The following is a 26,353-nucleotide window of genomic DNA, read 5'->3' on the forward strand; positions in this document are numbered from 1 at the left end:
CCCATGAAGATCTATCAGCCGATGCTCTACGTCGGGCTGGGCGGTAGCGGTTGCCTTATCGGCGCCGAGCTGGAACGGCGTCTGCGCGAGGAGCTGTGCGGGCCGGACGGCACCGACCTGCAGGACGTGATGACCGGGGAGAACTTCCAGCCCTACCAGCTCCCGGCCTGCCTGCAGTTCGTCTACGGCGACCTCAACGACGCCGAACTCGCCCGCATACCCCGGCAGGTGGTGCCCAGCGAGGAGCACCGGGGCATCGTCGACCGCACCCAGCAGCGCATCCGCGACCTGGTGCCGTCGCATCCGACGTACCCGGAGGTCGCCCGGAGCCTGCGCACCAACGCGTACCCGTTCGTCGAGCAGTGGTTGCCCGGCGCGGCCGGCGAGCCGAGGATCGGCCCGCTGCCGCGCGGCGCGGGGCAGTTGCCGACCGTCGGCCGGGCCTCCCTGTTCGAGACGCTGCGCCACGGCGTCGGGCCGGTCAGCGAGCCACTGCGCGAGGCCATCGGCCGGATCAGCAAGTCCGGGTCGCAGATCAGCCAGCTCAAGGGCACGGTCGGCAACACCTGCGACGTGTTCGTGGCGTTCTCCGTCGCCGGCGGCACCGGCTGCGGGATCTTCTACGACTTCATGCACCTGATCGGGCACACCCTGCACCAGAGCGGATTCCGGCCGCAGATCTATCCCCTGGTGCTGATGCCCTCCGCGTTCGAGGAGGGGCTCGGCGGCGGGCGCCGGGCGATGCTGAACTCGGGTCGGGCGCTGCTGGACCTCTTCCGGTTGGTCGACGACCAGAACGGCCAGGCCGCCGGCACCCAGCTCGACGACTTCGGCACCACCGGGTCGCTCGGCGTGCGCTATCCGACGCTCGGCGAGGTCCGGCTGCGCCCCTCGACGGTGCAGACCGCCTTCCTGTTCAGCCGCCCGCCCGGCGTCGAGCCGGACGACCTGCACCGCTCGGTCGTCTCGCTCGTGCTCTCCCTGATCGCCACCGACTCCGACGAGGCCGACGATCACGTCGGCGGCGCCGGGCGGCTCTACCAGTCGTTCGCCGACGAGTTCATCAACAAGGGCGTCGAGCGTGAGGTCATCGCCGCCTCCGGGGTCGGCAACCGGGGCGTGTCCACCGCCCTGGTGGCGTCGATGACCGTGCCCGTCGACGAGCTCGCCGACATCGTCGCGTCGCGGCTGCTGTCCGAGGCGGTCCACGAACTCGCCACGCCCCCGCCGGGCCGGGCGGAGAGCAACCGGACCCACATCGAGCAGTTCTTCGCGATGTCCCATCTGGACCCGCTGCGGGTCTGCCCGCCGGTCGAGTTCACCGAGGTACGCCCCGAGCGCGGCCACGAGGCCATCATGAGCGCCCTGCGCACCCGCTCGCGCACCATGGCGAGCGGGCTGGACGCCCTCGACCAGCAGCTGAGCCTGCAGATGCCGGCGCTGGTCCAGCGCTTCGACCCGCGCCGGGCCGCCCAGCATCTCGTCGGCGAGATGGACGTCTTCCGGCTGCACCGGGTCTTCGCCGGCGACGCCTCGCTCAGCGACCGGGCCGACCGCCTGGGCTTCGCCGGGCTGCTGGAGAGCCGCCGCAGCGAGCCCGCGGCGCCGGAGGGCATCGAGGTCAAGCCCCCGCTGCCCGCCATCGAGACGCGGCTGCTGCGGCGGCTCAAGTGGACCGATCCGGAGGTGCAGCACAGCCTCGAACGGCAGGACGCCTGGTATCGGTGGCGCACCCGCCGGGCCTGGCACGCCGCCTGGGCCGAGCAGACCCCGGTGTGGGAACGGCAGCTCGGCGCGGTGCGGCGCGAGCTGACCCAGGTCATCCAGCAGCTCACCGAGTACGCCCAGCGCAACGACATCATCAGCTTCACGCAGCGGGCGAAGGACCTCTACCGCACCCGCACGGGCGTGTCCTACCTGCTCCCGCCGCAGGGCGGCGACATGGAGCCGTTCTATCAGGCGACGATGCGCCGGTTCGTCAGCTACTACGTCGCGCAGGGCCGGCTGCTGCCCACCGCCACCACCGGCGACGTCCTGCGGGAGGTCATCGGCGCCGAGGGCTGGCGGCAGATGCTGGTCAAGAGCACCCAGCACGGCGCCGACACCGCCGTCGCCCATCTCGGCGATCGCCTCAAACAGGCGGTCAAGCGGCTCTTCCGCTACCAGACGGTCGAGGAACAACCGCTGCTGCCCGCGCTGAACGACCTGCTCAGCGCGGCCGCCGACAAGCACGGCGAGCCGATCGCCGGCGAGGACCTGGCCCAGTTCCGGCACAAGATCGCCGGCCTGGTCCCGGGAGGATTCTCACCGCAGGGCAACGGCCAACTCAAGATCCTCATCGCGTACGCCGGAAGCAGCCGCGACCCCGAGGTGGAGAACTTCCTGGCGAACCGCCTCAACCTGCCGCGCGAATCCGGCGCGGTCTACGACTTCCGCGCGGTCGACGCGGAGTCGGTGGTCGTCGTGCTGGTCCGCACGTCGATGAGCGTCACCGAGGTCCCGGAGCTGCGCAACACCCTGCGGCAGTGGTCCGACGCCGTACGCCACGAGGAGCCGCAGGACTTCCTCAAGTGGCGCCAGCGGCTGGGCGAGGACCCGGGCTATCTCATGACCACCCGCGAGCACCGGGTCCGCATCATGCACCGATTCCTCTGCGCGCTGTGGAACGGGCAGGTCACCGTGCTCGACGGGGAGGACCCCTCGCCCCGGTTGATCCGGGTCGGGCTCGGCCACCAGCAGTCGATCTCGATGACGCTGGAGCTGAGCCCGTTCGAGTCCTCCTCGTCCTGGAGCAGCCTGCTGCGGGCGTACGAGGAGTGGACGGTCGCCGACGACGACGTCATCCGGCAGGACTTCAGCGTGCAGCTGATGGCGACCCGCCCGGACGGCCTGGAGAGCGCGCCACGGCACCCCAGCCCGCTCTACACCGTGCTGCGGCAGATCTCCGACGACGAGCTCAAGATCCTCGACGCGATCGAGGCCCGCATCCCGCGCGGGAACCGCAGCCTGCGGATGCGGCGGGAGTTCTTCGGTGACATCCTGCCCGCCGCCCTCGACATGACCTTCGAGGCGGTCTCCAACCCGGTGCGATCCACCCTGCGCGAACTCGAGGAGACCGTCGGATGAGCACGATCCCCCGCCAGTCGGCCGGACGGTGGGACGCCGACCACGTGGTCCGCCACGATCTGCGGCCGCCGGACGCCGTCCGTACGTTCGTCGACCACCACCTGTGGGATCAGCCGGGCACCCGCGCCCTGGTGATCGTGCGCGGCGCCGACCTGGACGACATGCGCGAGACGCTATTCGACATCGCGGCGGCCCGGCGGATGGCGGTCGTGTGCCTGGTGATCGGGGAGCCGCCGGACGGGATCACCCATCCGGCGCTGGTCCTGCCCGGCGTGCTGGGCTCCTCCGGGGTCGGCACGCTGTGGGTCAGCGACGCCGAGGGCCGGGGCTGCGGCTGGTGGATCGACTCCGCGCAGCCGATGCCGTCGTCGGAGTCCCTGCTGCGCCAGGCCGACCGATCCGCACTGGACCTGCTCGACGACTGCCTGCAGGTCCCCGACGTTTTCGACGGGGTGCTGCGCGAGCTCGAACAGATGGCGGACCACGTGGCCAGCCCGGGACTGCTCGCCTTCGGCGGGCGGCTCGCGGCCTCGGCGTTGCTGGCGGCGCGGCTGCGCGCCGCGCGTACGGTGTCGCAGGGCGGTCCCGCGGCCGTCCAGCGGGAGCCGCTGCTCGAGACGATCATGCCCAGCGCCGCGCCGGGCGGACCCAACCTCGACGCGCTGCTCACCCCGGGCATGGAGCCGGCGCGGATGCGCCGGGCGGCGCGCGAGGCCGCCGAGGACGCGGCCGCGCTCTCCGAGGGTCTGAGCTTGCGCCTGCTCCTGTCCGGCCGGTCCGCCGGGCATCCGGGCATCGTGGCGGGGCACGCCCGGGCCGTGATCCAGCAGTTCCACCGCACCATCGGCCGGCTGCTGAACAGCGGGCACCACCCGGGAGAGGACCTCGACGAGCCCGCGCGGGAACGGATCCTGGCGCACGGTGTGGCGCTGGAGGCCCTCCCGCCGGTGCCCACGAGTCTGCTGCTCTCCGAGCTGCGCGCCCAGACGGAGCGGCGGCTGCGCACGTCGTCCATCGAGGCCACCCAGCTCTGGCTGCGGCTGCTCGCCGACGCGGCGACGCCCCGAGGCAGCGGCGACTACCTGCGCGCGCTGGCCGCCATCGACGCCGCGGCCCAACCGCTGCCGGAATTCCCGCTGCGAGCGGCACCGGCGTGGCTGCTCGGGCTGCTCGGCCTCGCCGCGGGCGTCGGCGCCCTGGCCGGGCCGCCGGGAGCCGCCGTCGCCGTCGTGGCGTTGCTCGGCGTGCTGCTGATGCTGGCGCGCCGGCCCACGCCCGACGCCACGGCGGGAATCGGTGCCGCGATGGGGACGCTGCTGCGGGCGTACCTGCCGGTCGTGGGGGTCGGGCTGATCGCGGGCACCGCCGTCGCCCGTACCGTCGCGATCCCCTCGTCCGTCACGACCGGGGTGGCCGTCGCCGCCGGATTCGCGGTGGTGGTAGCGGTGTTCTCGTGGTGGAACGCCGCCGCCCGTGCCTGGCCGGCCCTCATCGACGCCGAGGCCCCGCTGCGGACGCTGCGGGACCTGGACGTCCTGCTGCACCGGGTCATCGTGGAGGAGTGGCACCGGGCGCCGGCGCGGGCATACCTGGCCGACACGGCCGTGGCGGTGGCCGTCGCGCTGGAGCGAGTCGCGGCCGTCCTCAAGGAACAGTCCGCGGCGCTGAGCGGCGGACCGTCCCCGGAAGGGTTCGACGAGGTGCCGGACCCCGGCCTCGACGAACTGCTGACCACCGACCTGCGCGACGCGGTCGAGGCATCCCTGTTCGGGGTGTGGACCCAGGCCCGCACCGGGGCGCCCACCGGCGCGTGGGACGCCGCGGGCGAGCGGATGCGCGAACACCTCGAGGAGTACGACCGCCACCTCGCCCTGCACGACGTGCACGATCCTCCGCCGTTCGCCCGCGCCGGCCGGACGCGGTCCCGCGCGCACGGCAGCTGGATTCCGCCGCAGCACCTGGCCGACCTGCTGGAGACAGCCGCCGACGGCCCGCTGGTCCAGCTGTGCCGGACCCGGCACACGAACCTGCTGTCGCTCAACCGGATCCGCGCGGTGCGGTTCGCGCCGGCGTCCGTCCAGGCGGACGTGGCGGCCGAGCTGGCGCAGCGCGGCCGCAGCCCGCTGCTGTCCGACCTGTGCTGGACCCATTCCGGATCGCTCGCCGGGCTGGTGCGGCTCGTCGCGCCGCGCACCGGGGTGGTGGAGATGGCCTGGCACCGCGAGGAGGGTCCGCTCGGCTGGACGACCGAGGAGGTGCCCGATGCCTGAGCCGGGGCGGACCGGCGTGGTACGCCTCGAGTTCCACACGCCCCAGGGCACCTCCGGCACGGTGATCGCGGAGGGAGGCCCCTGGACCGCTCCCGGACCCGGCCTCGCCGAACGGCCGCTGTACGCCTCGGACGGCAGCACGCTGATGGTGCAGCGGGCGGTCACGGCCGACGGCGGCCGCATCGACGGCACGGCGCACCGGATGCTGCAGAACGAGATCCGGGCCGCGCTGCGGGTCGGTCGCCGGCACGGCGCGGCACACCCCGACTGCCTGCCCCGGCTTGTCGGATACGACCTGGACGCCGAGTCGCCGTACCTGCTGTGCCCGCCGGTCGCCGGGCGCCCGGTGGCCGGGCTCGCCGGGCAGCTGCTGCTGGGACAGCGGCACGGCTTCCAGACGGCGCTGTTCCGGGCCCTGGTGCTGCTGTCCGAGGCGGAGGTCGTCCACGCGGGCCTGCGGCCCGAGGTCGTGCACTGGGACGGGCGGCAGGTCCGCCTGACCGGCTTCGGTCGGTCGGCGGCGGTCGGCGAGTCCTACCGCGAGGACGTCGCCTCCCTGTGGATGCCACCGGCCGCGGTCCGGGACGCGGTCGCGGATCCGCACGACGACGTGTGGGCGGCCGGGCTGGTCGTCGCCCACGTGGTCACCGGCCTGCCGGTCGAGCAGCTGGCGGGAGGTGCGGGCGTACCCGCGGAGAGCGCCCTGGCGAGCCTGCTGGACGGCGTCTTCCGCGCCGACCCACGACGGCGGCCGGGTGCGGCGCAGATCCTGCGGCGCCTCGGAGACCAGAGCCGCGCCGAGGCCGCCGCGCTCGACGACGCGGCCCTCGACGCCGGCCGCGCCGCGTTCGACGCCGAGCGCGCCAAGAAGGCCGGCCCTCCCGCGCCCGCTCCGGCGGCGGAACCACCGAGCGCGCCGGGAGACCCCGGCCGGCTAAGTCCGGCGCTGTTACTCGCCCTGGGCGTGGTCCTCATCGGGCTGACCCTGATCGGCTGGAGGGTATTCGGATGAACGTCACGCCCGCCGGGGCCGCGACCGGGGTGGTCCGGTGCCCGATCTGTTTGGACGTATTCCGGTGGGACCCGGCCGACGACGGTCTGTTCGCCTTCTCGGAGGAGGCCGGATACGTACCGCTGAGGATCCCGGCCGACGCCTCGCCGGAGAAGCGCGCCGGCGCGCGGCGGCTGGCGCATCTGCGCTGTCCCAACCCCTCCGGCGACCGCCCGGCACACTTCCTGCCGCTGCTCTACACCGCCTACCGGCCGCCGATCGTGATCGGCCTGGTGGGTGCCTCGCTGTCCGGCAAGACGCACCTGCTGGCCGCGATGATGGGCGAGATCGAGAACGACCGGTTGGCGGCGTTCGACCTCAAGGCCGACGCGCTCGACCCGGTGCGGCACCGCACGTTCATGCGCCAGTACACGCGGCCGCTGCTGGAGAAGGGCCGGCGGTTGCCCGGCACCGTCGAGGGCGTGGCCGACTTCGCCGACGCGCTGCTGATCAGCTCGGCGACCGGCACCTGGCCGGTGGCATTCTTCGACATCGGCGGCGAGGACCTGAGCCGGCTGCGGGACAACACCCGGTTCCTCAACGGCGTGACCGCGCTGATGTTCGTGGTGGACGCCGAGACGGTCGGCGCGGGCGGGAACGCCAGGGACGACACCTACCGGGCGGTGCTGGGCATGCTCCATCCGGGAAGCGGCCACCTCGACGTGCCGGCGGCCGTCGTGCTCAACAAGGCCGACCTGATCCGCTTCGAGCCGCCGGTCGACGCGTGGATCCACCGGCCGCCGGCGGACCGGCTCGACGCCGGGACCGTGCTGGCGGAGAGCCGGGACGTGTACGCGTACCTGCATCGCGCCGGGGCGACGGCGCTGTTGCAGCCGTACCGCTACTGCCGCCGCTGCACCCTGCACTTCGCGTCGGCGACCGGTGCGCGGGCCCGTGACGGCGAGTTTCCCCACGGCGTACGGCCGATGCGGGTGCTGGAGCCGCTGGTGGCGCTGCTGGCCATGAGCGGTGTCTTCGGCGCGGCGGCCGCGAGGCAGGTGGGAAGCTGATGCCCAACGAGGCGAACGACCGCGTCTTCCAGATCCTGTACTCCTGGACCGAGCACAACCTGCTCGGCGAGCGGGGCTACGGCCCCATCGCCTCGTCCCTGGAGACCGACACCGACCTGCGGACGGTCGACTCCGGCCTGTCCAAGTACGTCCGCAGCGCCGACACCCACGACACGTCGCGGCCGGAGTGGAGCATGTGCTTCATCCGTACGGTGAACTGGGCCGCGATCCTGCACCGCGCCCGCAACGAGCAGTTCGACCGGCACGACGTCGGCCACGCCCTCATCGGCCATCCCGCGTCCTTCGGACCCACCCTCGCCCTGGCGCTGGCCCACTGGCCCGGCTGGCTGACCGACCACGCCGACGGGCAGCGGGTGCCGATCCTGACGGGCCGTGAGCTGATGGAGTTCCTGGCGGCGCGGACCGACACCCTGGACGAGCGCTGCGCCGCCCACGCCGTGCCGATGACGACGACCCTGTCGGCCCGCCTGGCCGCGTACACCGGCAAGCTCGGCGTCATCGTGCCCGACCAGGTCTCACCGGACGACACGGCGAGCATGCTGTGGGGCTGCCAGCGGGTGTTCTCGGCGCTGACCGAGGGGCTCGGCACGGCGGTCCGCGTTCTCGACACCTTCACCACGTACGCGCCGGGGCTGACCGACGTGGCCTACGAGGCCCTGAACCTGGTCTGCGCGCCGGGCCCGGGATCACCCGGCTCCTTCGAGCTGGTGCGGACGGTGGCGCGGCCCTACGCCAATCCGGCCCGGCACGACGCGGTGGCGGCCATGCTCGCGGAGACGTATTTCGACGGCGGCGCGGCACGGCTGCGCGACTTCCTGAGCTCGCACGGCGTCTACGCGGAGAGCGCGCTGGCGGCCCGCATGGAGCTGCTCACCCGGCTTGCCCAGCGCCGGGCCGTACCGGTCCCGGAGCCGCCGGTGGAGCACGGAGAACCCCAAGCGCGGGAGGAACCGCCGGTGATCCGCCCGGAACCCGCGCCGCCCCGGCCCGGACCACCCACCCCCCGACCCGCTCCCGGCCCGATCCCCGCTCCCCCGGGCGGCGAAGCGCTGGAGCGCGTCATCGACCTCGCGGCGCGGGACCCGCAGGACCTCGCCAACGGGCTGCACGAGTTCCGATTCTTCGCGGAACAGCTCGACGAGGAGGACCGGGAGCGGCTCCGCCGGCACCTGACGGCGTGCTGTTTCCACGCCGGGCGGCTGCGCCGGCTGCCCCACGAGCGCCGCCACGAGGTCCTCGCGGCGCTGGTGGCGGCGGCGATCGGCCCGGAACCCGAGAGCCTCGACGGGCCGGACTGGCGGTCGCTGCTCGACGTCTCCGCGCCGGACGAGGTTGTGCTCGCGATCTGTGACTACGCCGCCACGCACGAGGTGTGGACGCCGCTGCTGGCGTGGCTGGAGCTGCGCTACCTGCGCCGTACCGGATATCCCGGCGCCGGCGGGTGGCGCCGGCCGGTCCAGGCCCTGTCCCCCGCGCTCGGCGTGATGCTGCTCGTCGGCCTGACCATCGGGATCGCCCTGGGCGCCTGGATCACCACCTGAGTTGCCGCCTCGGGCGGGGACCTCTACCGTCATCGCGCTACGTCGTCGCGGGCCGGTGGAGGTGGAATGTCCGACAACGCCTCGGCCTTCCACGCCTTCTTCGAGCGCCACCACGCCGAGCTGTCGCGGCTCGCGTACCTGATGACGGGCGAGGCGTCGGCCGCCGACGACCTGGCCGCCGACGCGCTGACCGAGGTGTGGCGGCACTGGCCCCGGGTGGCGGCGGCCGACGATCCGGCCGCGTACGCCCGCGGGATCGTGACAAACCTGACCCGCCACTGGGTGCGCCGCCGGGTCCGCGAACGGCACGGACTGCTCGGCCTGACCCTGCTCGGCGCCACCCGCCGCGACCCGGAACCGGACGTTCCCGCGGTGGTGGACGTGCGCCGCGCGCTGCGCAAGCTGCCCCACCGCCGCCGCGCCTGCGTGGTGCTGCGATATTCGTTCGACCTGTCGGAGAGCGAGGTCGCGAAGACGCTGGGCATCTCCGTCGGCGCGGTGAAGAGCCAGACCTCCCGGGGCGCGCGGCAACTGGCGGAACTGCTCGGCGGCACGGGCGAAACGGCACGCTACGGCGGTTGGGAGGCGGCGCGATGAACGACAGGTTGTCCGAGGACGAGCTGCGTACCCTGCTGGGCCGCGCGGCCGACGAGCACCGCCCGGACCGGACCGCGATGCTCAACCGGATCGCGCTGCAGCGCGCAGACGTCCCCGGTGCCGCCCGACGCCCCCGCCAGGCCGCGCGGATGGCGGGCGCCGCGCTGGCCGTGGTGGCCGTGCTCGGCGTCGGCGGGGTGGCGCGCTGGGCGCTGGCCGGCGACGGCGATCGCGACGCTACGCCCGCAGCTTCCGCGCCCGCATCCCCGCCCGTTTCCTTGCCCGTTTCCCCGTCGGCGCCCGCGCCGAGCACCGCGGCGCCGTCCGTCAAGCCCCCCACCAAGCGCCCGGTCAGCACCACTACGCCGCCGCCACGGTCGACGCCGGCGGGCACCACGCGCGTGGAACAGGGATCGTTGTGGTCCGACGGGTCGGTCCGCACCAGCGGAGACGCCGCCGCCGACAGCGAGATCACCCTCAAGCTGGGCGAACCGGTCACGGCGCTGACGGTCACCGTACGGGTGAGGCGAACGCCCGGCTTCAGCGACCGGGGCGCGGTCCACGACGTCACCACCGCGCGCGTCGACAGCCAGATCATCCAGGAGACCGACGCTCTGACCTACCGCTTCACGCTGGCCCCGGGCGCCACCCTGGGCAAGGGCACGCACGTCTTCACCGCCCGGTACGGCCACGAAGCCGGCGGCCGCAACGCCGGCGACGACGCCTACCGGGCGACCGCCACCACCGCCGACGGCGAGAAGCTAACCGTCTACGGCGACTTCTTCTAAGGCGGGAACAGGTCGCGCTGATGCCGGCGAGGAGCCGTCACTGAGCCGACACCGGAGTCCCCGGTCCCGCGCTATGGTCACCCCATGCCTGAAAGTCGCACCGTCACAGTGCCGGTCGTCGTCGAGCGCGACGAGGACGGTGTCTGGTGCGCGCACGCCCAACTGCGTCCAGGGCTGGGAGCGCACGGCGAGGGCGACACCGAGGAAGCAGCGCTGGACGATCTCCGTCAGGCGCTCGTCGGCCTCATCGAGGAGTTCGGCGTTCCTCGGGAGCTGTCGATCACCGTGGCAGCCTGATGCCGCCGCCGCTCCCCTCCGTCTCGGGAGCCCGCATTGTTCGCGCACTGGAGCGGCACGGCTTCAAGGTCGCCAGGATCAGCGGCGGCCATCGCATCATGCGTCACCCTGATGGGCGCGGCACGACAGTCCCGGTCCACGGCAATCGGGATGTCGCCAAGGGAACTTTGCGCGGCATCCTCGGCGATATCGGCATGACGATCGAGCATCTCGCTCCCTAAGGACCATTCCGGTCTGGGCAGGCCCGGTTCGTGTCTGGGCGTGCCCGGTTCGTGTCGGGGACGTCTCAGGGGCGTATGGGGGGATGGCCTGATGGTGCGGCCGGGCCGCGCTGACCAGGCTGAGGGGGTGATCCCCGACCTGCAGAACGCCGCGTCCGCCTTCGTCGACTGGCTCGGCACCCTCGACCAGTGGGCGGTCCTGCTCGTCACCGCCCTGTCCGGCGCCGTCGAGACCACGTTTCTGCTCGGCCTGTTCATTCCCGGCGAGTCGGTGGTGACGCTGGCCGGCTCGCTGCCTCAGGGGCCCGGCGGGTTCGCCCTGGCCGTCGCCGCCGGTACGGCCGGGGCGATGGCGGGTCAGATCGCCGGCTACGCCGTGGGCCGGATCCTCGGGCCCCGGCTGCGCGACACCCGGCTCGGCCGGCGGATCGGCGCGCAGCGGTGGGAACGGGCCGAGGCCTACCTGCGGGACAGGGGCGCGGCCGCGCTGGTGGCCATGCGGTTCGTCGCGGTGATCCACGCGGTGGTGCCGATCGTCGCGGGCACCGTGCGGATGCCCTTCGGCCGGTTCGTCGGCTGGTCGACCCTGGGCACGGCCATCTGGGTCAGCTCCTTCGCGGCGATGGGTGCGCTCAGCGCCGGGGCCGGCTCCTCCCAGGGAACCGGCGTGGTCCTCACCGCCATCGGCGCCACCTGCCTGGGCATCGTTCCGTTCGCCGGCCGCCTCGTGCGGCGTGCCGCCCTCGCCTGACGAAAGGTCCGAAGACGGGGCGCCGTCACCGGCGTAGCTTGTGGGAAGCAGGTCGTCCCGCCAGCCTTTCCGGTGAGGAGCCATCGATGAACAAGCTCATCAACGACCCCGCGACCATCGTCAGCGACGCCCTCCGCGGCATCGCCGCCGCCCATCCCGAACTGCACGTCGATCACGAGCAGCAGATCGTCCGCCGCGGCGACGCGCCGGTGCGCGGCAAGGTCGGGCTGGTCTCCGGCGGCGGTTCGGGGCACGAGCCGCTGCACGCCGGATTCGTGGGCCCCGGCATGCTCGACGCCGCCTGCGCCGGCGAGGTCTTCACCTCGCCCGTACCCGATCAGATCGTGGCCGCCACCACCGCGGTCGACGGCGGCGCCGGGGTGTTGCACGTGGTCAAGAACTACACCGGCGACGTCATGAACTTCGAGATGGCGGCCGAGATCGCCGAGGCCGAGACCGGCGTCGCGGTGGTCGCGGTGGTCACCGACGACGACGTGGCCGTGCGCGACAGCCTCTACACGGCCGGGCGCCGCGGGGTGGGCGTCACCGTCCTGCTGGAGAAGATCGCCGGTGCCGCCGCCGACCAGGGCCGGCCGCTGGCCGAGGTCGCCGACGTGGCCCGCAAGGTCAACGCGAACGGCCGCAGCATGGGCGTCGCGCTCACCTCCTGCACGGTCCCGGCCGCCGGCAAGCCGACCTTCGACCTGCCCGACGGCCAGATGGAGCTGGGCATCGGCATCCACGGCGAGCCCGGCCGCCGCCGGGTGGCCACCGCCCCGGCGTCGGAGATCGCCGAGATGCTGCTCACCCCGATCCTGGCCGACCTGGACTTCACCGGCGATTCGGTGATCGCCTTCGTCAACGGCATGGGCGCCACCCCGCAGCTCGAGCTCTACCTGATGTACCACGAGGTGGCGGAGATCCTGGGCAAGGCGGGCGTCACCGTCGCGCGCTCGCTCGTCGGCTCGTACATCACCAGCCTCGACATGGCCGGGTGCTCGGTGACGCTGCTGCGGGCCGACGACGACCTCCTGCGGCTGTGGGACGCGCCGGTGCGTACCCCGGCGCTGCGCTGGGGAGCCTGAGCGCCATGACCGACACCGTGGACACCGCGGCGCTCACGGCCTGGCTCCAGGAGTTCGCCGGCCTGATCTCGGCGGGCAAGGACCTGCTGACCCGGCTCGACTCGGCGATCGGCGACGCCGACCACGGCGTCAACATGGACCGTGGCATGACCGCGGTGCTCGCGGCGACCCGCGACGAGACCGCCGCCACCCCCGCCGACCTGCTCAAACGCACCGGCATGACGCTGGTCAGCCGGGTCGGTGGCGCCAGCGGCCCGCTGTACGGCACGGCATTCCTGCGCATGGCGGCCGCCGCCGGAGACGCCGCCACCCTCGACGCCCGAGGCTTCGCCAAGGTCCTGCGAGCGGGCCTCGACGGCGTGGTCGCGCGGGGCAAGGCCCAGGCCGGCGACAAGACGATGTACGACGCGCTGGCCCCGGCCGTGGACGCGCTCGACACCGCCCTGGACGCCGGACAGCCGCTGCGTGAGGCGCTGCGCACCGCCGTGCGGGCCGCCGAGGAAGGCCGCGACGCCACGACGGGAATGATCGCCCGCAAGGGTCGCGCCAGCTACCTCGGCGAGCGGAGCGTCGGACACCAGGACCCGGGCGCCACGTCGGTGACGCTGCTGCTGACGGCCGCAGCGACGGCGCTCACCGGCGAAGACTGATCCTGGTGGTCGGTCTCGTGGTCGTCTGCCACAGTCGAGCCCTGGCCCGGGCCGCGGTGGCCCTCGCGCGGGAGATGGTGCCGGACGACCCGGTGCCGATCGAGATCGCGGCCGGCCTGGACGAGACGACCTTCGGCACGGACGCGGTCGCCGTCACGGGAGCCGTCGCCGCCGCCGACCAGGGAGACGGCGTGGTCGTACTCATGGATCTGGGCAGCGCCGTGCTCTCCGCCGAGCTCGCCCTGGACCTGCTCGACGACGACCAGCGAGCCCGGGTCGTGCTCTGCGCCGCGCCCCTCGTCGAGGGGCTCGTCGCCGCCGCGGTCGTCGCGGCCTCCGGAGCCGGGCGTCGGGAGGTCGCCGGCGAAGCCACGCAAGCGCTGGCGGCCAAGCTGTCCCACCTGTCCACCACCGACACCGGGCCCCCGCCCGCCGACGAGTTCGCGGTGCCCGCCACGGACGACGGAGCGTCGAGCACCGTCACGGTGACCAACCGCCACGGTCTGCACGCCCGTCCCGCCGCGCGGCTCGTGGCGGCGGTCCGGGCCTTCGACGCCCAGGTGGAGGTGCGCAACCACAGCACCGGGTCGCCTTGGGCACCGGCTGCCAGCCTTTCGCGGGTCGCGACGCTCGCCGTCCTCGAGGGACAACGGCTGGACATCCGGGCCTCGGGTCCGCAGGCGCGGGAGGCCGTCGACCGGGTGGTGGCGCTCGCCGCCCGGGCCTTCGGCGAGACCGGTGACACCGATGCGGCGCCGGGGCCGTCGCCGTCGCGACCCGGCGCGCGCATGCCGGACCCGTCGGCCGCCGGGATGACGATCGGACAGCCGGCCTCCCCCGGCGTCGCGATCGGGCCCGCGCGACAGGTCCGCGACGCCATCCCCGACATCCCCGCCGTCGCGTCGCGCGGTCCGGACGAGGAATGGCGTCGGATCGAGGAGGCACTGGTCACGGTCCGGCGCGACCTGCAACGGCTCCGGGAGGGTACGGCCCGTGACGCCGGCGGGCGCCACGCGGCGATCTTCGACGCGCATCTGCTGCTGCTCGACGACGCGGATCTGCTCGCCGACGTCCGGTCGCGGACCGCGCGAGGCTCCCCCGCTCCGCAGTCCTGGCACGCCGCCGCGGAGCGCGTCGCCACCGACATCGAGACGCTGGCCGACCCTTATCTGCGGGCCCGGGCCGCCGACGTCCGCGCGGTGGACCGCCAGATGCTCCACGCCCTACTAGGCGCTCCCAGCGCACCTCGCCCTCCAGATACGACGCCGCCGGGCGCTGGCGCGGCGGAGCAGGCCGAGGTGGTGATCGCCGCCGACCTTGCTCCGGGTGACGCGGCCGGGCTCGATCCCGGCCGGGTAGCCGGCGTCCTGCTCGCCCTCGGCAGCCCCACGGCGCACGGAGCGATTCTCGCGCGTACCCGCGGCATCCCGGTGGTCGCCGCCCTGGGCCCGGCCGTGCTCGAAATTACGGCGGGCACACCGGTCGCGATGGACGGCGGCACCGGTGAGGTGGCGGTGGCGCCGGACGATGCGGTGCTGGCCTCGTTCCGGCAGCGCGCCGCCGTGGAAGCCACGCGCCGCGCCCGCGCGGAAGCCCACGCGTCGGCGCCGGCGGTGACCCGGGACCGCACGACCATCGCCGTGGGTGCCAACGTCGGCTCGGTCGCGGACGCCCACGCCGCCGCGGCGCACGGCGCCGACCTGGCCGGGCTCATCCGCACCGAGTTCCTGTTCCTCGGCCGCGACAGCGCACCGGATGTCGACGAACAGGAGGCCGCCTACCGGGAGATCGCGGACGCTCTCGGCGGGCGCCGGATCACCGTACGCACGCTGGACGTCGGCGGAGACAAGCCGCTTGCCTACCTCCCGGCCGCCGGCGAGGAGAACCCGTTCCTGGGCGTCCGCGGCATCCGGCATTCGCTCGCGCATCCCGCGCTGCTCGCGGACCAACTACTGGCGATCGCCCGACTGGCCCGCGAGGTGCCGGTGAGCGTCATGTTCCCCATGGTCAGCACGGTCGCCGAGCTGATCCGCGCCCGCCGGATGCTCGACGACGCGCTCGACCGGACCGGCGGCACCCCGCCCGGCCCGCAGGTCGGCCTCATGATGGAGGTTCCGGCCGCCGCCCTCAAGGCCCCGACGTTCGCGCCGCACGCCGATTTCTTCAGCATCGGCACCAACGACCTCACCCAGTACGCGCTTGCCGCCGAGCGCGGCAACCCCGCCCTCGCGGCCCTCGCCGACGGCCTGGACCCGGGCGTGCTGCGACTGATCGACGCGGTGTGCCGCGGCGCCGGCAGCCGCGTCACCGTCTCGGTCTGCGGCGAACTGGCCTCCGACGAGGCGGCGATCCCTCTGCTGGCAGGCCTCGGCGTCCGCGAGCTGAGCGTGGCGCCGCGAGCAGTGCCCACGGTCAAGGAGATCGTCCGAGCCATCGACCTCAACCACGCCGCCCGCCTCTCGGCACGCGCACTGTCACTCATGGACGCCGAGTCCGTCCGCGCCCTCAGGTGATCCGCGGCCTGGCCGTGGAGCGGACAGTCCGCACCGGCGAGAGCGCCAGCAGCAGTGGCGGGAGCAGCAGGCCCGCGCTGGCGATCAGCATGGTTTCGCGTAGGCCGACCCACTCGCCCAGCGCGCCCCCGAGGAGGGCGCCGAGCGGCATGGTGGACCAGGCCAGAAGGCGCATCGGGACGGCGGCCCGGACGAGCAGGCGGTCGGGGGCGAGTGCCCGGCGCAGGCTGATCACGGCCACGGTGAACGCGGGGCAACCGAATGCGAAGATCGGGTAGGCGAGGCTGACCCAGGCCAGCCGGATCTGCGGCGGGCCGCTGGCGAGTGCCAACAGCAGGGCGCCGGCCGCGGTGACGCCGGCGCTGAGCACGAGTGCCGGGCCGAGCCCGACGCTCCGGGCGAGGCCGAGGCCGGACGCCGCGCCGAGCAGGGCTCCGACGCCGCTGATGCCGAGCATGATTCCGATCATCGCGGGGCTCAGTTGCAGCGTACGGACCAGGTACAGCAGCACGATGGCCAGCAGCGCGTGGGTGAACAGGTGGGACGTGGCCGACGCGATCGCGGTCCACCGCAGCATCGGGTGGCGCCGCACGACGGTGAGTCCGGTGCGGAACTGTGGCCACACCGGTGGGCGGCCGGCGGACGGCACCGGTTTCGCCTCGTGCACCCGGACGCCGGCCAGCAGCGCCGCCGCGATGAGGGAACATATTCCGTCGGCCAGCAGCGCCAGCGGGGCGGTGAGCGTCTGGATCAGGGCGCCGCCCGCCGAGGGGCCGGCCATGCCGGTGAAGGTGCGACTCATCTCGAACCGGCCGGTCGCCTCGGCCAGGCCTCGGGGTCCGGCCAGCACGGGCAGCAGCGCCTGGGAGGCGGTGCCGGAGAACAGGGCCAGCGTGCCGACGATGAACGCCACCGCGTACAGCTGCTCGATGGTGAGCAGGCCCAGCGCCGCCGCCACCGGCACCGAGGCCAGCGCCGTGGCGCGGGCCAGGGCGGTGTGGATCAGCACCGGACGGCGCGGTACGCGGGTCACCCAGCCGACGGCGTGCGGGCCGAACACCAGGTAGGGCAGGCGGCCGGCGGCGGCGAGCAGCCCCGCCTGCCACGCGTGGGCGTCCAGGATCAGGACGGCGGCGAGCGGGATCGCCAGGAAACCCACCTGGCCGCCCGCCATCGACACCGTCTGCCCGGTCCAGAAGGTCAGGAAGGGACGGTCGTGACGCAGGCGCCGCGGCGGCCACGCACCCGTCGATGCCTGGGTGAAGCCCGCCCCGCCAGCCGCTGCGGGGATATCCGCCCCGGCAGCGGCCGCGGGCACGGAGGTCATCGCATCGATCCTTCGAGAGTCGTCGCTCCCTCGAGGGTCGAAACTCGCCGGTCCCCGGTGACGGGACGCTCCGGTCCGGCGGTCCGCAGGCACCGGCGCAGGAAATAGCGCAGGTCGTGGGCCGGTCCACGGTCGCGGATCCCATAGGTACGCCCGGCCGCCGGCTGCGCGTACGACGGCAGCTCGCCCCCGCGTTCGAGGATCTCCAGCCAGCCGGCGAGCCGGTGGATGGCGAGCAGGTCGGCGCGGCAGTGCAGGTGCTCCGGCAGTTCGTCGCCGCGCACCTGCGGGCGAACCACCTCGATCAGTTCCCCGGTGCCGATGCCCGGGTCCGCCCGGTGGATGGTCGAGCCGACCCGGTCGAAGCGCCGGTCGTACACGGCGAAGAAGAAGCCGTGGTCACCCCGGTAGTAGGGCAGGAATCCCCCGTGCAGGTTGATGACGAGCGGGCCGGCGGCGGCGAGCGTCGCCTTCGACAGCGCGGAGCATCCGATGATCACCACCACGTCGACGAAGACCGCCCGGAGCGCGTCCACGACGGCGTCGTCGTTGACCGAGCGCACCCGGAGGCGCCGGGGGCCTGGGTCCGCCCACAGCTCGGGTGAGTGCGCGAAGTACTGCCGTCGGTAGCTGTCCTTGCCGGTGACCAGCCGGCGGAGGCGGTGGTAGAGGTGGTAGATCCAGTCCCGGTAGCGGCCCCGGCGGCGCAGCGCGGCGGTCCTGGCCGCCTCCGGCTCGACCACCACCAGCGCGAGGTCGAAGCGGCCGGCGAGCAGCGACTCGAGGTAGCGGTGCTGGTGGTCGTCGGCGCGAATGAGCGCCAGACGCAGCGGTGTCACAGGGCACCGCCCGGCACCGCCGAGGTCCTCGATGGCCAGCCCGCCAGCCGCTCCACGGCCGAGCGCGCCCCCCACGACGCGCTCGAACGGTCATCCGCCACGGTGACGACCGCGCCATCCGCTCCCGGGCGCACGGAGACCAGGCCGGGCAGGTCGACCCAGGCGGCGTCCGCCCTGGCCGGGGCGCCCCGGAGATCCGCGCGGCGCAGGCAGGCGTGCCGGCGCGCGTGGTGGGCGGCGCGGTGGTGAGGCGGTGGGAGCGCGGCTGAGACGGCGGACCGCACCGCGCCGAGGATCACGTCGTGTCCGGTGGCGAGCTCGATGACCGAGGCGACGCACCCGTCGATCCGGCCCGGCGCCAGGCTTTCGACGGACAGCCGGCGGCCGACGGCGCGCAGGATCACCTCTGCGGGGCCGCGGGTCAGGCCCGCCGTGGCGAGCGCCGAGCGGGCGTGGGCCCGCAGTCTTCGAGCGGTCCAGCCTCGGGCGCTGCCGGGACAATCGAAGTCGCGGCCGTGTCCGTCGACGGTGACGTCCTCGACGATGCCGATGACCTCACCGTCCTGCGCCTGGACGACGTAGCGGGACTCCGCCTCGGCCGTCTGCGGTGCGACCTCGGTCCGCCGGCCGGCGACGAAGCCGGCGGACCGGGCCACCGCACCCGGATCGGGATTCCGGGCGCCAAGCAGCGCCGCCACCCGGGCCGTCGTGTCCGACAGGCCGGGGCCGTCGCCGACCAGGAACGCCGGGGCGATCGCCCGACTTCCGGCGGGGGCGAACGCGGTGGCGATGCTGGCGGGGTCGAGGCCGGACGCCGGACGCAGCGACCAGCCGTCGGCGGCCAGGCGGGCGAGGCAGCGCTCGTCGGTGCTGACCGCGAGGGTACGAAGGCCGAGTGCGCGACCGGCCCGCACCGTACGCCGGGCGCACGAGCTCGCGTCGCCGTTGATCGTCCACTCACCCGCGATGAGGCCGAGCCAGCCGATGGGCGCGCTCATGCCGGCACCGCCCCGGTGAGCTGCCCCGAGCCGAGCTGCCCCGAGCCGTGTCCGGGCGCCGGATCCGCCTCGCCGGGCGAGACGGTCGCGGCCCGGCCCTCAGCGGCCCGGCCGTCGTCGGCCCGGCCCTCGTCGGCATGAGGGTTGGGGACGTCGGTACGGTCGGGAAAAAAATCGGCACGGCCGGCAAGGAACTCGTCAGGGCCGGGCAGGAAGTCGTCGATGCGGATGCCCAGATTCGCCTTCAGCGCGCGATCCCGGGCGAACCGGGCCACGGCGAGATCGAGGATGCCGAGCCCGGACGGCGAGAAGATGGTGACACGCCGGGGATCGCGGATGTCCGTCTCCCCCGCCTGCAGCAGGTCGCCGAGGTTCGCCGTGATGAAGGACCGGTTCCCGGACAGCCGTTCGGCCCGCTCGAGCGAGGTGTCCGCCCGGCAGACGTGGTCGGCGTCGTCGACGACGTTGACCGCCGCCAGCACACCTTCCGGCGTCACGTCACGCAGCGAGGTGTGCAGGATCAGCGTGCCCGGCCGCAGCGTCCGCGAGTCGAGGTAGGGCGTCGTCGCGGTCGTGGCGATCGCCACCAGGCCGGCGGCGGCCAGCGCCCGGCCGCGGTCCGGCTCGAACCGGACCCGCATCGACGGCAGCTCCCGTGCGACCCGCGCCGCGAACGCCCCTGCTCGCTCGCGCCGCAGGTCGTGCACGGTGACCTCGCGGAGATCCGGATGCACCACATGCAGGAATCGCAGTGTCTCGAAGTTGACGACGCCGCACCCCACCAGCGTGACTCCGGCCGCGTCCTGTCCCGTGCCGAGCGCCGACGCGGCGAGTGCGGCGCTCGCCGCCGTGCGCCGGGCCGAGATCAGCGATCCCTCGAGCAGCGCTTCCGGGCGGCCCGTGGAGGTCGAGTTCAGGATGATCGCGGCCGACGCGCGCTCCCCGCCGCGCGTGATGTTGTCCGGAAAGGACGCGATCCACGTGACACCGGCCGAGGGGCCGGCACCGCCGAGAAAGGCGGGGAGCGCGATCGCGCCGTCGCGGGGCTGGTCGGGCAGGCGAAGAAAGGCCGAGTGCGGCACGGCCGTGGCGCCCTGCGAATGCAGGACGTAAGCCCGGCGTACGGCGTCGAGGATGCTGACCTCGTGGCCGTCGAGGACGGATCTCAAGTCCTGATGGGTCAGTACGAGCACGGTGTCCCCCGTTGCCGCTGCCGGCACGCCCTGCGGCGTGACTTGCGGGGTTCATCGTGCGCGAGGGGGGTGGAACGAGCGCTGGAACGCCGACTGGAATCCCCGCTGACCGGCCCCTGGAACGTCAGTCGCCGCCGGCGCGAAGGTCGGGCCGTAGCAGGCCGTACATGAGCATGTCGCGCCATTCGCCCTCGCGGAATCTCGCGCCGCGCAGCACGCCCTCGCGGCGGAATCCTACCCGTTCCAGCGCCAACTGCTCGGCGATGTTGTCGGCGTCGGTCTGCGCCTCCAGGCGGAAGGCGAGGGTGCAGTCGAGCAGGTGCCGCACGATCTCCCGCTGTGCCGCGGTGCCCAGGCCGCGCCCCCGGTACTCCGGCAGCAGCGCGAGGCCGATCTCGTAGCAGCCGCCGGGTGGACCGCCTCGGTCCTTCGCCTCCCAGCTCGCGATGCCCAGGACGGTGTCCGGGCCCAGCTCCGGGTCGTCGCCGACGACCGCGAGAGCCGACGAGTCGGCGCCGACGTACCCGTCCTTCTCCCAGCGACGACGCCGGGCCCGGGGGTCGCGGAAGCCGGCCCAGACGTAGCGCCCGGTGACGCTCGGATCCGAGCCCAGCCGTTCGAGAAAGGGCAGGTCCTGTTCGGAGAATGGCCGTAGGGCCACGTGATCGTCCATTGACACCTCAGGGATTCGGTCGCGGGTCACAGCATCATCGGCCATCGCACCGGCGCGGGGGAACCACGGGAACGGTGCGATGCGCCGCCGATCAGGGGCGCGGGGGTGGGTGCCTCACCGCGTCGCCCCCGCCGGCAGAGCCAGGGCGAGGGCCGCGGAGCCGTCGAGGAACATCAGACCACGCTCGGCGAAGCCGGCGAACGCCTCCTGGACGGCGTCGAGCGGCAGCCGCCCGCCGAGGCGATCCCGCACGGCCGCGGCCCCGATCGGGCGGTCGACGCAGGCGAGGTAGATCTCGGCGAGGTCTCCCTCGAACGTGTAGGTGCCCTCGGCCCCGGGGTGCCGTCCGTCGTAGATTTGCAGGAAGCCGGGCGCGGAGAAGTAGGTGAGCGTCGGCGGGTCGGTGCGCTCCCAGGCCGCCTGCCAGTCCTCGACCGCCGTCCGCAGCCCGGCGTACGCCTCGCCGGGCAGCGGGTCGGCGAGCTCGTACTCGAAGAAGTAGGCAAGCCTGCCGAGGTCGTATTCCGCCGGGTAGACGTAGCGGTAGCCACGTTCGGGCCGGCGCGTGCGTACCCCGGAGTCCGGATCCGTGAAGAGCGGGCTGAACCGCTCCAGCCAGACCCGCCCAGCGCCCACCGGGGGCCGCAAGTGCACCAGGTGCGGCACGACCGCGGCCTGCTCGCGATAGTCCTCGGCGGATTCGCCGGGGAAGCCCCACAGGATGTTCCAGGAGATCGTGATGCCGTAATACTGACCCCAGCGCAGAACGTTGACGTTCTGCCCGGCACGGACGCCCTTGCGCATCAGCGCGAGCACCCGGGTGCTGAGCGACTCGATGCCGGGTTGCAGGTGGGTCACGCCGCCCTGGCGCAGCAGTTTCAGCTGCTCGCGGCTCAGGTTGGCCTTGACCTCGTAGAAGATGTCGTACGTCGTGCCGGCGGCGGCCAGCTCGGGGAACAGCCCGGTGAGGTACGAGGTGTCCACGATGTTGTCGACGGCCTCGAAGCGGAAGCTGCGGTAGCGCCGCGCCTGCGCGGCCAGCTCGGCGGACACCCGCGGCGCCGACTTGGCGCGGAAGCTCATGGTCGAGCCGTTGAGCCCGCAGAACGTGCAGTGGTGCTTCGCGCCCCACCAGCACCCGCGGGCCGACTCGAACGGGATGCGGATGGTGCGAAGTCCGGCACGCGGCTGTAACTCCAGCGCCTCCGCGCGGGTGAAGTATTCGTCGTAGTCCGGCAGCGGCGACTCGTCGAGGCGGCCGTACGGCGCTCGGCCGGGGGTCGCCGACACGCCGTCGGGGGTGCGGCGGGCGACGCCGGGCACCGCGCCCGCATCGGCGCCGGTGGCCAGGGCCGCCAGCAGCTCGGGCAGGGCGACGTCGCCCTCGCCGATCACGACATAGTCGATGCAGTCGACGCGGCGGACGAATTCGAGTCCCATCTCGTCCTCGAAGTTGGCGCCGCCGAAGATCGTGACGAGCCGCGGGAAACTCTGCTTCAGCCGCCGGGCCAGCGCGAAGGACGCCGCGTTCTGCTGGAACGTGCAGGTGAACCCGACGACGCGGGCGTCGTCCCAGGCGAAGCCGCTCACCAGGGCGTCGAGATAAGCCGGGACGTCGTGCTCGCGCATGCGCAGCAGCAGCTTGCGGCTGTCGTCCGCGCTGAGGCCCGGCAGATCGACCTCGGCCGCGAAGTCGTCGAGCAAAACGCCGTCCGGATCCGGCGCCGCGTCGCCGAAGGCGGCGTGGGAGAAGAGCCAGTCGCCGATCATCAGCCCCCGGTCCTCGCACAGCGAGTGATAGGTGTCGGCGCCGATGCGGGCGGCGAAGTCGAGGTTGGCGTGCAGCGTGCGTACGTCGTAGCCGTGGCCGGCCGCGACGGCTTTGAGCAGTCCGAGCTGGATGGAGGGCCGGTCGGCCATCATGAACGGCATGGAGACGAGCACGAGGGGCCACGCGGCGCGCTGCACCGCGCTCGGACCGTCGGCCGCCGGTCCGAGCGGGCGCAGCGCGATCGGCTCACGCCTCATGGATGTCGGGCTAACTCGGATCACAGATGATCGGCATGAGATCCGTACGCACCGGTGTCACGGCACCGGCGGTGAACGACATCTGGAACTGTTCGCGGATGGTGGTCACCGGCTCGTCGGCCGCGGCACGCGGTGCGTGACAGGCGCTGACGGGCGTGCCGACCTCCACAACGGCAGGCGGCTCCGCGGCGGTCGCCGCGGAGGCGGCCACCGGGGTGCCGAGCAGGGCACCGATGGCGAGTCCTCCGATGATGGCACCCGACCCCCCGCGGGTCGATCTCGGTGCACCGGTCTTGTCGGACATCTCTTTCCTTTCGCTGGTCGCCTCGTCCCGGTCCCGGACGACGGCACCCGACCTGGACCTCTTCGCGCCAGCCTAGCGTTCAATTATTATCGTCGATGCCTCACTTTGTGTGCGGTCCGTGGGCCAGCAGATCGAGTTTGGACCGGACCGTGGCGGCCTCCGGATGGCCGAAGCCGTCGAAGATCCGCATCGCTCGCAGCCACACCTCGCGCGCGGCCTCCTGGTCGCCCGCCGCCCGGTGGGTGTCGCCGAGCCGCAACAGCGTCATCGCCACCTGGTAGCGGTCTCCGAGGTCGTGCCAGAGCGCGAGCGCCTGCTCGTAACAGGAGATCGCCTCGTCGTGATGGCCGAGATGGTGATGGGCATAGCCCAGGCTGTCCCAGGTGTCGGCGCGACCCGGCCAGTCGCCCGAGCCCTGGTGCACGACCAGCGACTGGTGGCAGTACTCCAGCGCCTGTTCGTGGTAGCCGAGCTGACTGTGATACCACCCCACCCAGTTCAGCGCGTCGGCCTCCCCGGCGGGATCACCGGCGAGCCGGAACAGCTCCAGCGCCTTGCGGGCCTGGTCGAGCGCCTGCTGGAAGTGGCACTGCCGCTCCAGCACCCGCCCGAAGTTGAGGTGGATCCGCGCCTGTCCGGGTAGGTCGCCCAGCTCGGCGAAGACCCGCAGGGCCTGCCGGGCGTGTATGCCGGCCTCGTCAAGGCGGCCGAGCTGGAGATGGGCGAGGTTGAGCAGGCGGTGCGCCTGGGCCTGGCCGCCGAGGTCGCCGAGCCGCCGGGCGGCCTTCAGAGCGGCGTCCATCGTCGCGGCCCAGTCGTGCCAGTGCCCCTGGTAGTTGAGGAAGGCGGTCATCGTCCACGCGAGGCCGTACACGTAGGAGTCGTGGCCGGCGCCGTTGGCCAGGATGATCGCGGCGAGCAGGTTCGGGTGCTCCGTGACGAACCAGGCCATCGCCCGGTCCGCGTCCGGGACCTGCGCCGTCGTCACCGCCGTGGCCGGCTCCCCGATCTCCAGCGACGCCCGGTACGGGTAGAGCAGCCGGTCGGCGGCGTGCGCGGTGTGCAGGTAGTGGTCGAACATCCGCACCAGGGCCGACTCGCGCTCGGCGGCGGCGTCGGGGGCGCGTGCCTGCTCGGCGGCATACGCCCGCAGCAGATCGTGGAAGCCGAACCGGCCGGGCGTGGACTCGTCGAGCAGGTGCGCGCCGCACAGCGCGGCGAGCAGGCGGCGCGCCTCGGTCACCGGCACGCCGGCCAGGCTGGCGGCCGCGGCGACCGAGATGTCCGGGCCCGGGTGCAGCCCCAACAGCCGGAACAGCCGGGCGGCCGGTGCGGTGAGCAGGTGGTACGACCAGGACAGCACGGCGCGCGCGTCGGTGGCCTCGTCCTCCCCGACGAACGCGTCCAGTCCGCCCCGGGCCTGGCCCAGATCGCCGGCGAGCGCGGCGAGGGAGAACCGGGGATGGGCCGCCGCCCGGGCGGCCACGATGGCCAGCGCCAGCGGCAGCCGGGCCGAGACGGAGATGATGTCGTCGACGGCCCCGGGCTCCGCCTCGACGCGGGACGGGCCGATCCGGCCGCGCAGCATCTGCCGTCCCTCGTCGGCGGTCAGCAGGTCCACCGGCACCGCGACGGCGCCGGCCGCGATCAGGCCGGACAGCCGGTTGCGGCTGGTGACCAGCACGAGACAGCCGGCCGATCCGGGCAGCAGCGGCATCACCTGGTCGGTGTCGCGGGCGTTGTCCAACACCACCATCGTCCGCCGGCCGGCGAGCAGGCTGCGATAGAGCGCCGCCTGCTGCTCCAGGGTGGCCGGCACCCGCCGCGCGGGCACGCCCAGGGCGTCCAGGAACCCGCGCAGCGCCTCGCCGGGCTCCACCGCGGACAGGTTCGGATCGAAGCCCCGCAGGTCCACGTAGAGCTGTCCGTGCGGGTAGCCGCCACTGACCTGGTGCGCCCAGTGCACCGCCAGCGATGTCTTGCCGACCCCGGCTGTCCCGGTGACCACCGCGATCACCATGCCGTCGCCGCCCTCCGCGACCAGCTCGTCCAGGCGGTGCAGCTCGGCGTCGCGGCCCACGAAGTGCGGGATCGCGTACGGCAGCTGCGCCGGGACCGGCATCGCCGGGCCGGGCTCCACCCCGGTGGCCTCGACGAGCGGCCGCGCGGGCGCTGCACCGGCCAACCCGGGATCGTTGGCGAGGATGCGTTGGTTGAGGTCCTGCAGGTCGGCGGACGGGTCGACGCCGAGCTCCTCCTTGAGATAGCGGGCCACCGCGTGGAACGCGGCCAGCGCCTCACCCTGGCGCCCGCTGCGATACAGCGCCGTCATCAGGGACCCGCGCAGGCGCTCCCGCATCGGGTACTCGACGACCAGGCGTTGCAGCTCGGCGACGAGGTCCTGGTCGTTGCCCATGGCCAGATCGATCTCGATGCGCTCCTCGAGCACGCTGATCCGCCGCTCCGCGAGCCTGTCCCGTTCGGCGTCCAGCAGCGGGCTGGTCAGCCCGTCGAAGGCCGGACCGCGCCACAGTTGCAGCGCGGCGTGCACCGCCTGCGCCGCCTCGGGCAGCTCCCCCGCCGCCCGGGCCGACCGGGCCCGGGCGATCTCGCGGTCGAAGACCTCGAGATCGAGACAGCCGGGCGGCAGGGACAGCCGGTATCCGATGTCCGTCCAGGCCAGCAGCCGCGACGGCGAGCCCGCCGAGCGCACCGGATCGAACGCGCGGCGCAGCCCGGAAATGTACTTGTGGACGAGGTTGACCGCGTAGGCGGGCGCGGCTTCGCCCCAGACCGCCTCGATCAACTGCTCGCGACGCAGCGGGCGGTTGGCGTGCAACGCCAGGACGCCGAGCACGACGCGCTGCTGCACCGGACCGAGGGAGAGACAGGTGTCGCCCTGCCAGGCCTGCATCGGGCCGAGCACCTCGACACGCAGCGCCGGGCCCGGCGTGTCGTCCGCCGCGGCTGAGGACGCACCCAGCCCGGTGTCGCCCGGCGTGTCCAATGCAGCCTCCCCTTGCAGAGACAGGGCCCACAGTCTACGGGCGTGCCGACGACATTCATCGAC

Annotated in this window: 21 protein-coding genes; 13 read left to right on the forward strand and 8 right to left on the reverse strand. The window is 73.5% G+C overall.

Translation table 11 applies throughout. The features are described 5' to 3' along the window. Positions 1-3: 3 nt before the first annotated feature. From AB0M36_RS23250 to ptsP, 13 genes are all read left to right on the forward strand, one after another. Complete coding sequence (locus AB0M36_RS23250; RefSeq protein WP_364160774.1) at positions 4-3,126, forward strand: tubulin-like doman-containing protein; 3,123 nt, start codon at positions 4-6, stop codon at positions 3,124-3,126. Beyond that, positions 3,123-5,396 carry a hypothetical protein gene (locus AB0M36_RS23255; protein ID WP_364160776.1) on the forward strand — a complete coding sequence of 758 codons (2,274 nt, stop codon included), beginning with the start codon at positions 3,123-3,125 and terminating at the stop codon, positions 5,394-5,396. Before AB0M36_RS23250 ends, AB0M36_RS23255 begins: the two co-directional genes overlap by 4 nt. Then, the gene (locus AB0M36_RS23260; RefSeq protein ID WP_364160778.1) at positions 5,389-6,408 is read left to right on the forward strand and encodes a hypothetical protein; all 1,020 of its coding nucleotides are present in this window, start codon (positions 5,389-5,391) and stop codon (positions 6,406-6,408) included. The genes AB0M36_RS23255 and AB0M36_RS23260 overlap by 8 nt, the downstream gene beginning before the upstream one ends. Further along, positions 6,405-7,457 carry a hypothetical protein gene (locus tag AB0M36_RS23265; RefSeq protein WP_364160780.1) on the forward strand — a complete coding sequence of 351 codons (1,053 nt, stop codon included), beginning with the start codon at positions 6,405-6,407 and terminating at the stop codon, positions 7,455-7,457. Before AB0M36_RS23260 ends, AB0M36_RS23265 begins: the two co-directional genes overlap by 4 nt. Beyond that, entirely contained in the window at positions 7,457-9,019 is a 1,563-nt protein-coding gene (locus AB0M36_RS23270; RefSeq protein ID WP_364160782.1) for a hypothetical protein, read from the forward strand. The genes AB0M36_RS23265 and AB0M36_RS23270 overlap by 1 nt, the downstream gene beginning before the upstream one ends. Positions 9,020-9,085: 66 nt before the next feature. Beyond that, entirely contained in the window at positions 9,086-9,616 is a 531-nt protein-coding gene (locus AB0M36_RS23275; RefSeq protein ID WP_364160784.1) for a SigE family RNA polymerase sigma factor, read from the forward strand. Next, positions 9,613-10,404, forward strand: coding sequence for a hypothetical protein (locus AB0M36_RS23280; protein WP_364160786.1), 792 nt, complete (start codon positions 9,613-9,615; stop codon positions 10,402-10,404). Before AB0M36_RS23275 ends, AB0M36_RS23280 begins: the two co-directional genes overlap by 4 nt. An 84-nt stretch (positions 10,405-10,488) precedes the next feature. Beyond that, complete coding sequence (locus AB0M36_RS23285; protein WP_364160788.1) at positions 10,489-10,701, forward strand: hypothetical protein; 213 nt, start codon at positions 10,489-10,491, stop codon at positions 10,699-10,701. Then, entirely contained in the window at positions 10,701-10,922 is a 222-nt protein-coding gene (locus AB0M36_RS23290) for a type II toxin-antitoxin system HicA family toxin (protein ID WP_364160790.1), read from the forward strand. Before AB0M36_RS23285 ends, AB0M36_RS23290 begins: the two co-directional genes overlap by 1 nt. Before the next feature lie 127 nt (positions 10,923-11,049). Further along, complete coding sequence (locus AB0M36_RS23295; protein ID WP_364160792.1) at positions 11,050-11,673, forward strand: VTT domain-containing protein; 624 nt, start codon at positions 11,050-11,052, stop codon at positions 11,671-11,673. 86 nt (positions 11,674-11,759) lie between these two features. Next, entirely contained in the window at positions 11,760-12,758 is a 999-nt protein-coding gene (dhaK, locus tag AB0M36_RS23300) for a dihydroxyacetone kinase subunit DhaK (protein WP_364160794.1), read from the forward strand. A gap of 5 nt (positions 12,759-12,763) precedes the next feature. Then, entirely contained in the window at positions 12,764-13,408 is a 645-nt protein-coding gene (dhaL, locus tag AB0M36_RS23305; protein WP_364160796.1) for a dihydroxyacetone kinase subunit DhaL, read from the forward strand. A 5-nt stretch (positions 13,409-13,413) separates the two neighbouring features. Then, entirely contained in the window at positions 13,414-15,921 is a 2,508-nt protein-coding gene (gene ptsP, locus AB0M36_RS23310; protein ID WP_364160798.1) for a phosphoenolpyruvate--protein phosphotransferase, read from the forward strand. On the opposite strand, the gene AB0M36_RS23315 is transcribed toward ptsP, so the two are convergent. The 8 genes from AB0M36_RS23315 to AB0M36_RS23350 all read right to left on the reverse strand — a co-directional run bounded on the left by AB0M36_RS23315 (position 15,914) and on the right by AB0M36_RS23350 (position 26,290). After that, positions 15,914-17,248 (reverse strand): MFS transporter, encoded by a 1,335-nt coding sequence (locus tag AB0M36_RS23315; protein ID WP_364160801.1) that lies wholly within the window; start codon positions 17,246-17,248, stop codon positions 15,914-15,916. The genes ptsP and AB0M36_RS23315 overlap by 8 nt on opposite strands. Beyond that, on the reverse strand, positions 17,245-18,087 hold the full coding sequence (locus AB0M36_RS23320) for a formyltransferase family protein (RefSeq protein ID WP_364160804.1): 843 nt from the start codon (positions 18,085-18,087) through the stop codon (positions 17,245-17,247). The genes AB0M36_RS23315 and AB0M36_RS23320 overlap by 4 nt, the downstream gene beginning before the upstream one ends. Next, a complete protein-coding gene (locus AB0M36_RS23325) occupies positions 18,084-19,085 on the reverse strand; it encodes a hypothetical protein (RefSeq protein ID WP_364160806.1) in 1,002 nt (333 codons plus the stop codon). Before AB0M36_RS23325 ends, AB0M36_RS23320 begins: the two co-directional genes overlap by 4 nt. Further along, entirely contained in the window at positions 19,082-20,278 is a 1,197-nt protein-coding gene (gene sbnB / locus AB0M36_RS23330; protein WP_364160808.1) for a 2,3-diaminopropionate biosynthesis protein SbnB, read from the reverse strand. The genes AB0M36_RS23325 and sbnB overlap by 4 nt, the downstream gene beginning before the upstream one ends. A gap of 124 nt (positions 20,279-20,402) precedes the next feature. Then, on the reverse strand, positions 20,403-20,951 hold the full coding sequence (locus AB0M36_RS23335) for a GNAT family protein (RefSeq protein WP_364160810.1): 549 nt from the start codon (positions 20,949-20,951) through the stop codon (positions 20,403-20,405). Positions 20,952-21,065: 114 nt separating this feature from the next. Beyond that, positions 21,066-22,979, reverse strand: coding sequence for a RiPP maturation radical SAM C-methyltransferase (locus tag AB0M36_RS23340; protein ID WP_364160812.1), 1,914 nt, complete (start codon positions 22,977-22,979; stop codon positions 21,066-21,068). A gap of 10 nt (positions 22,980-22,989) precedes the next feature. Continuing rightward, entirely contained in the window at positions 22,990-23,283 is a 294-nt protein-coding gene (locus AB0M36_RS23345; RefSeq protein WP_364160814.1) for a hypothetical protein, read from the reverse strand. A gap of 100 nt (positions 23,284-23,383) precedes the next feature. After that, positions 23,384-26,290 (reverse strand): BTAD domain-containing putative transcriptional regulator, encoded by a 2,907-nt coding sequence (locus AB0M36_RS23350; protein ID WP_364160816.1) that lies wholly within the window; start codon positions 26,288-26,290, stop codon positions 23,384-23,386. Positions 26,291-26,353 lie beyond the last annotated feature (63 nt).

Source organism: Actinoplanes sp. NPDC051346 (genome assembly GCF_040682215.1).
Taxonomy (GTDB): domain Bacteria; phylum Actinomycetota; class Actinomycetes; order Mycobacteriales; family Micromonosporaceae; genus Actinoplanes.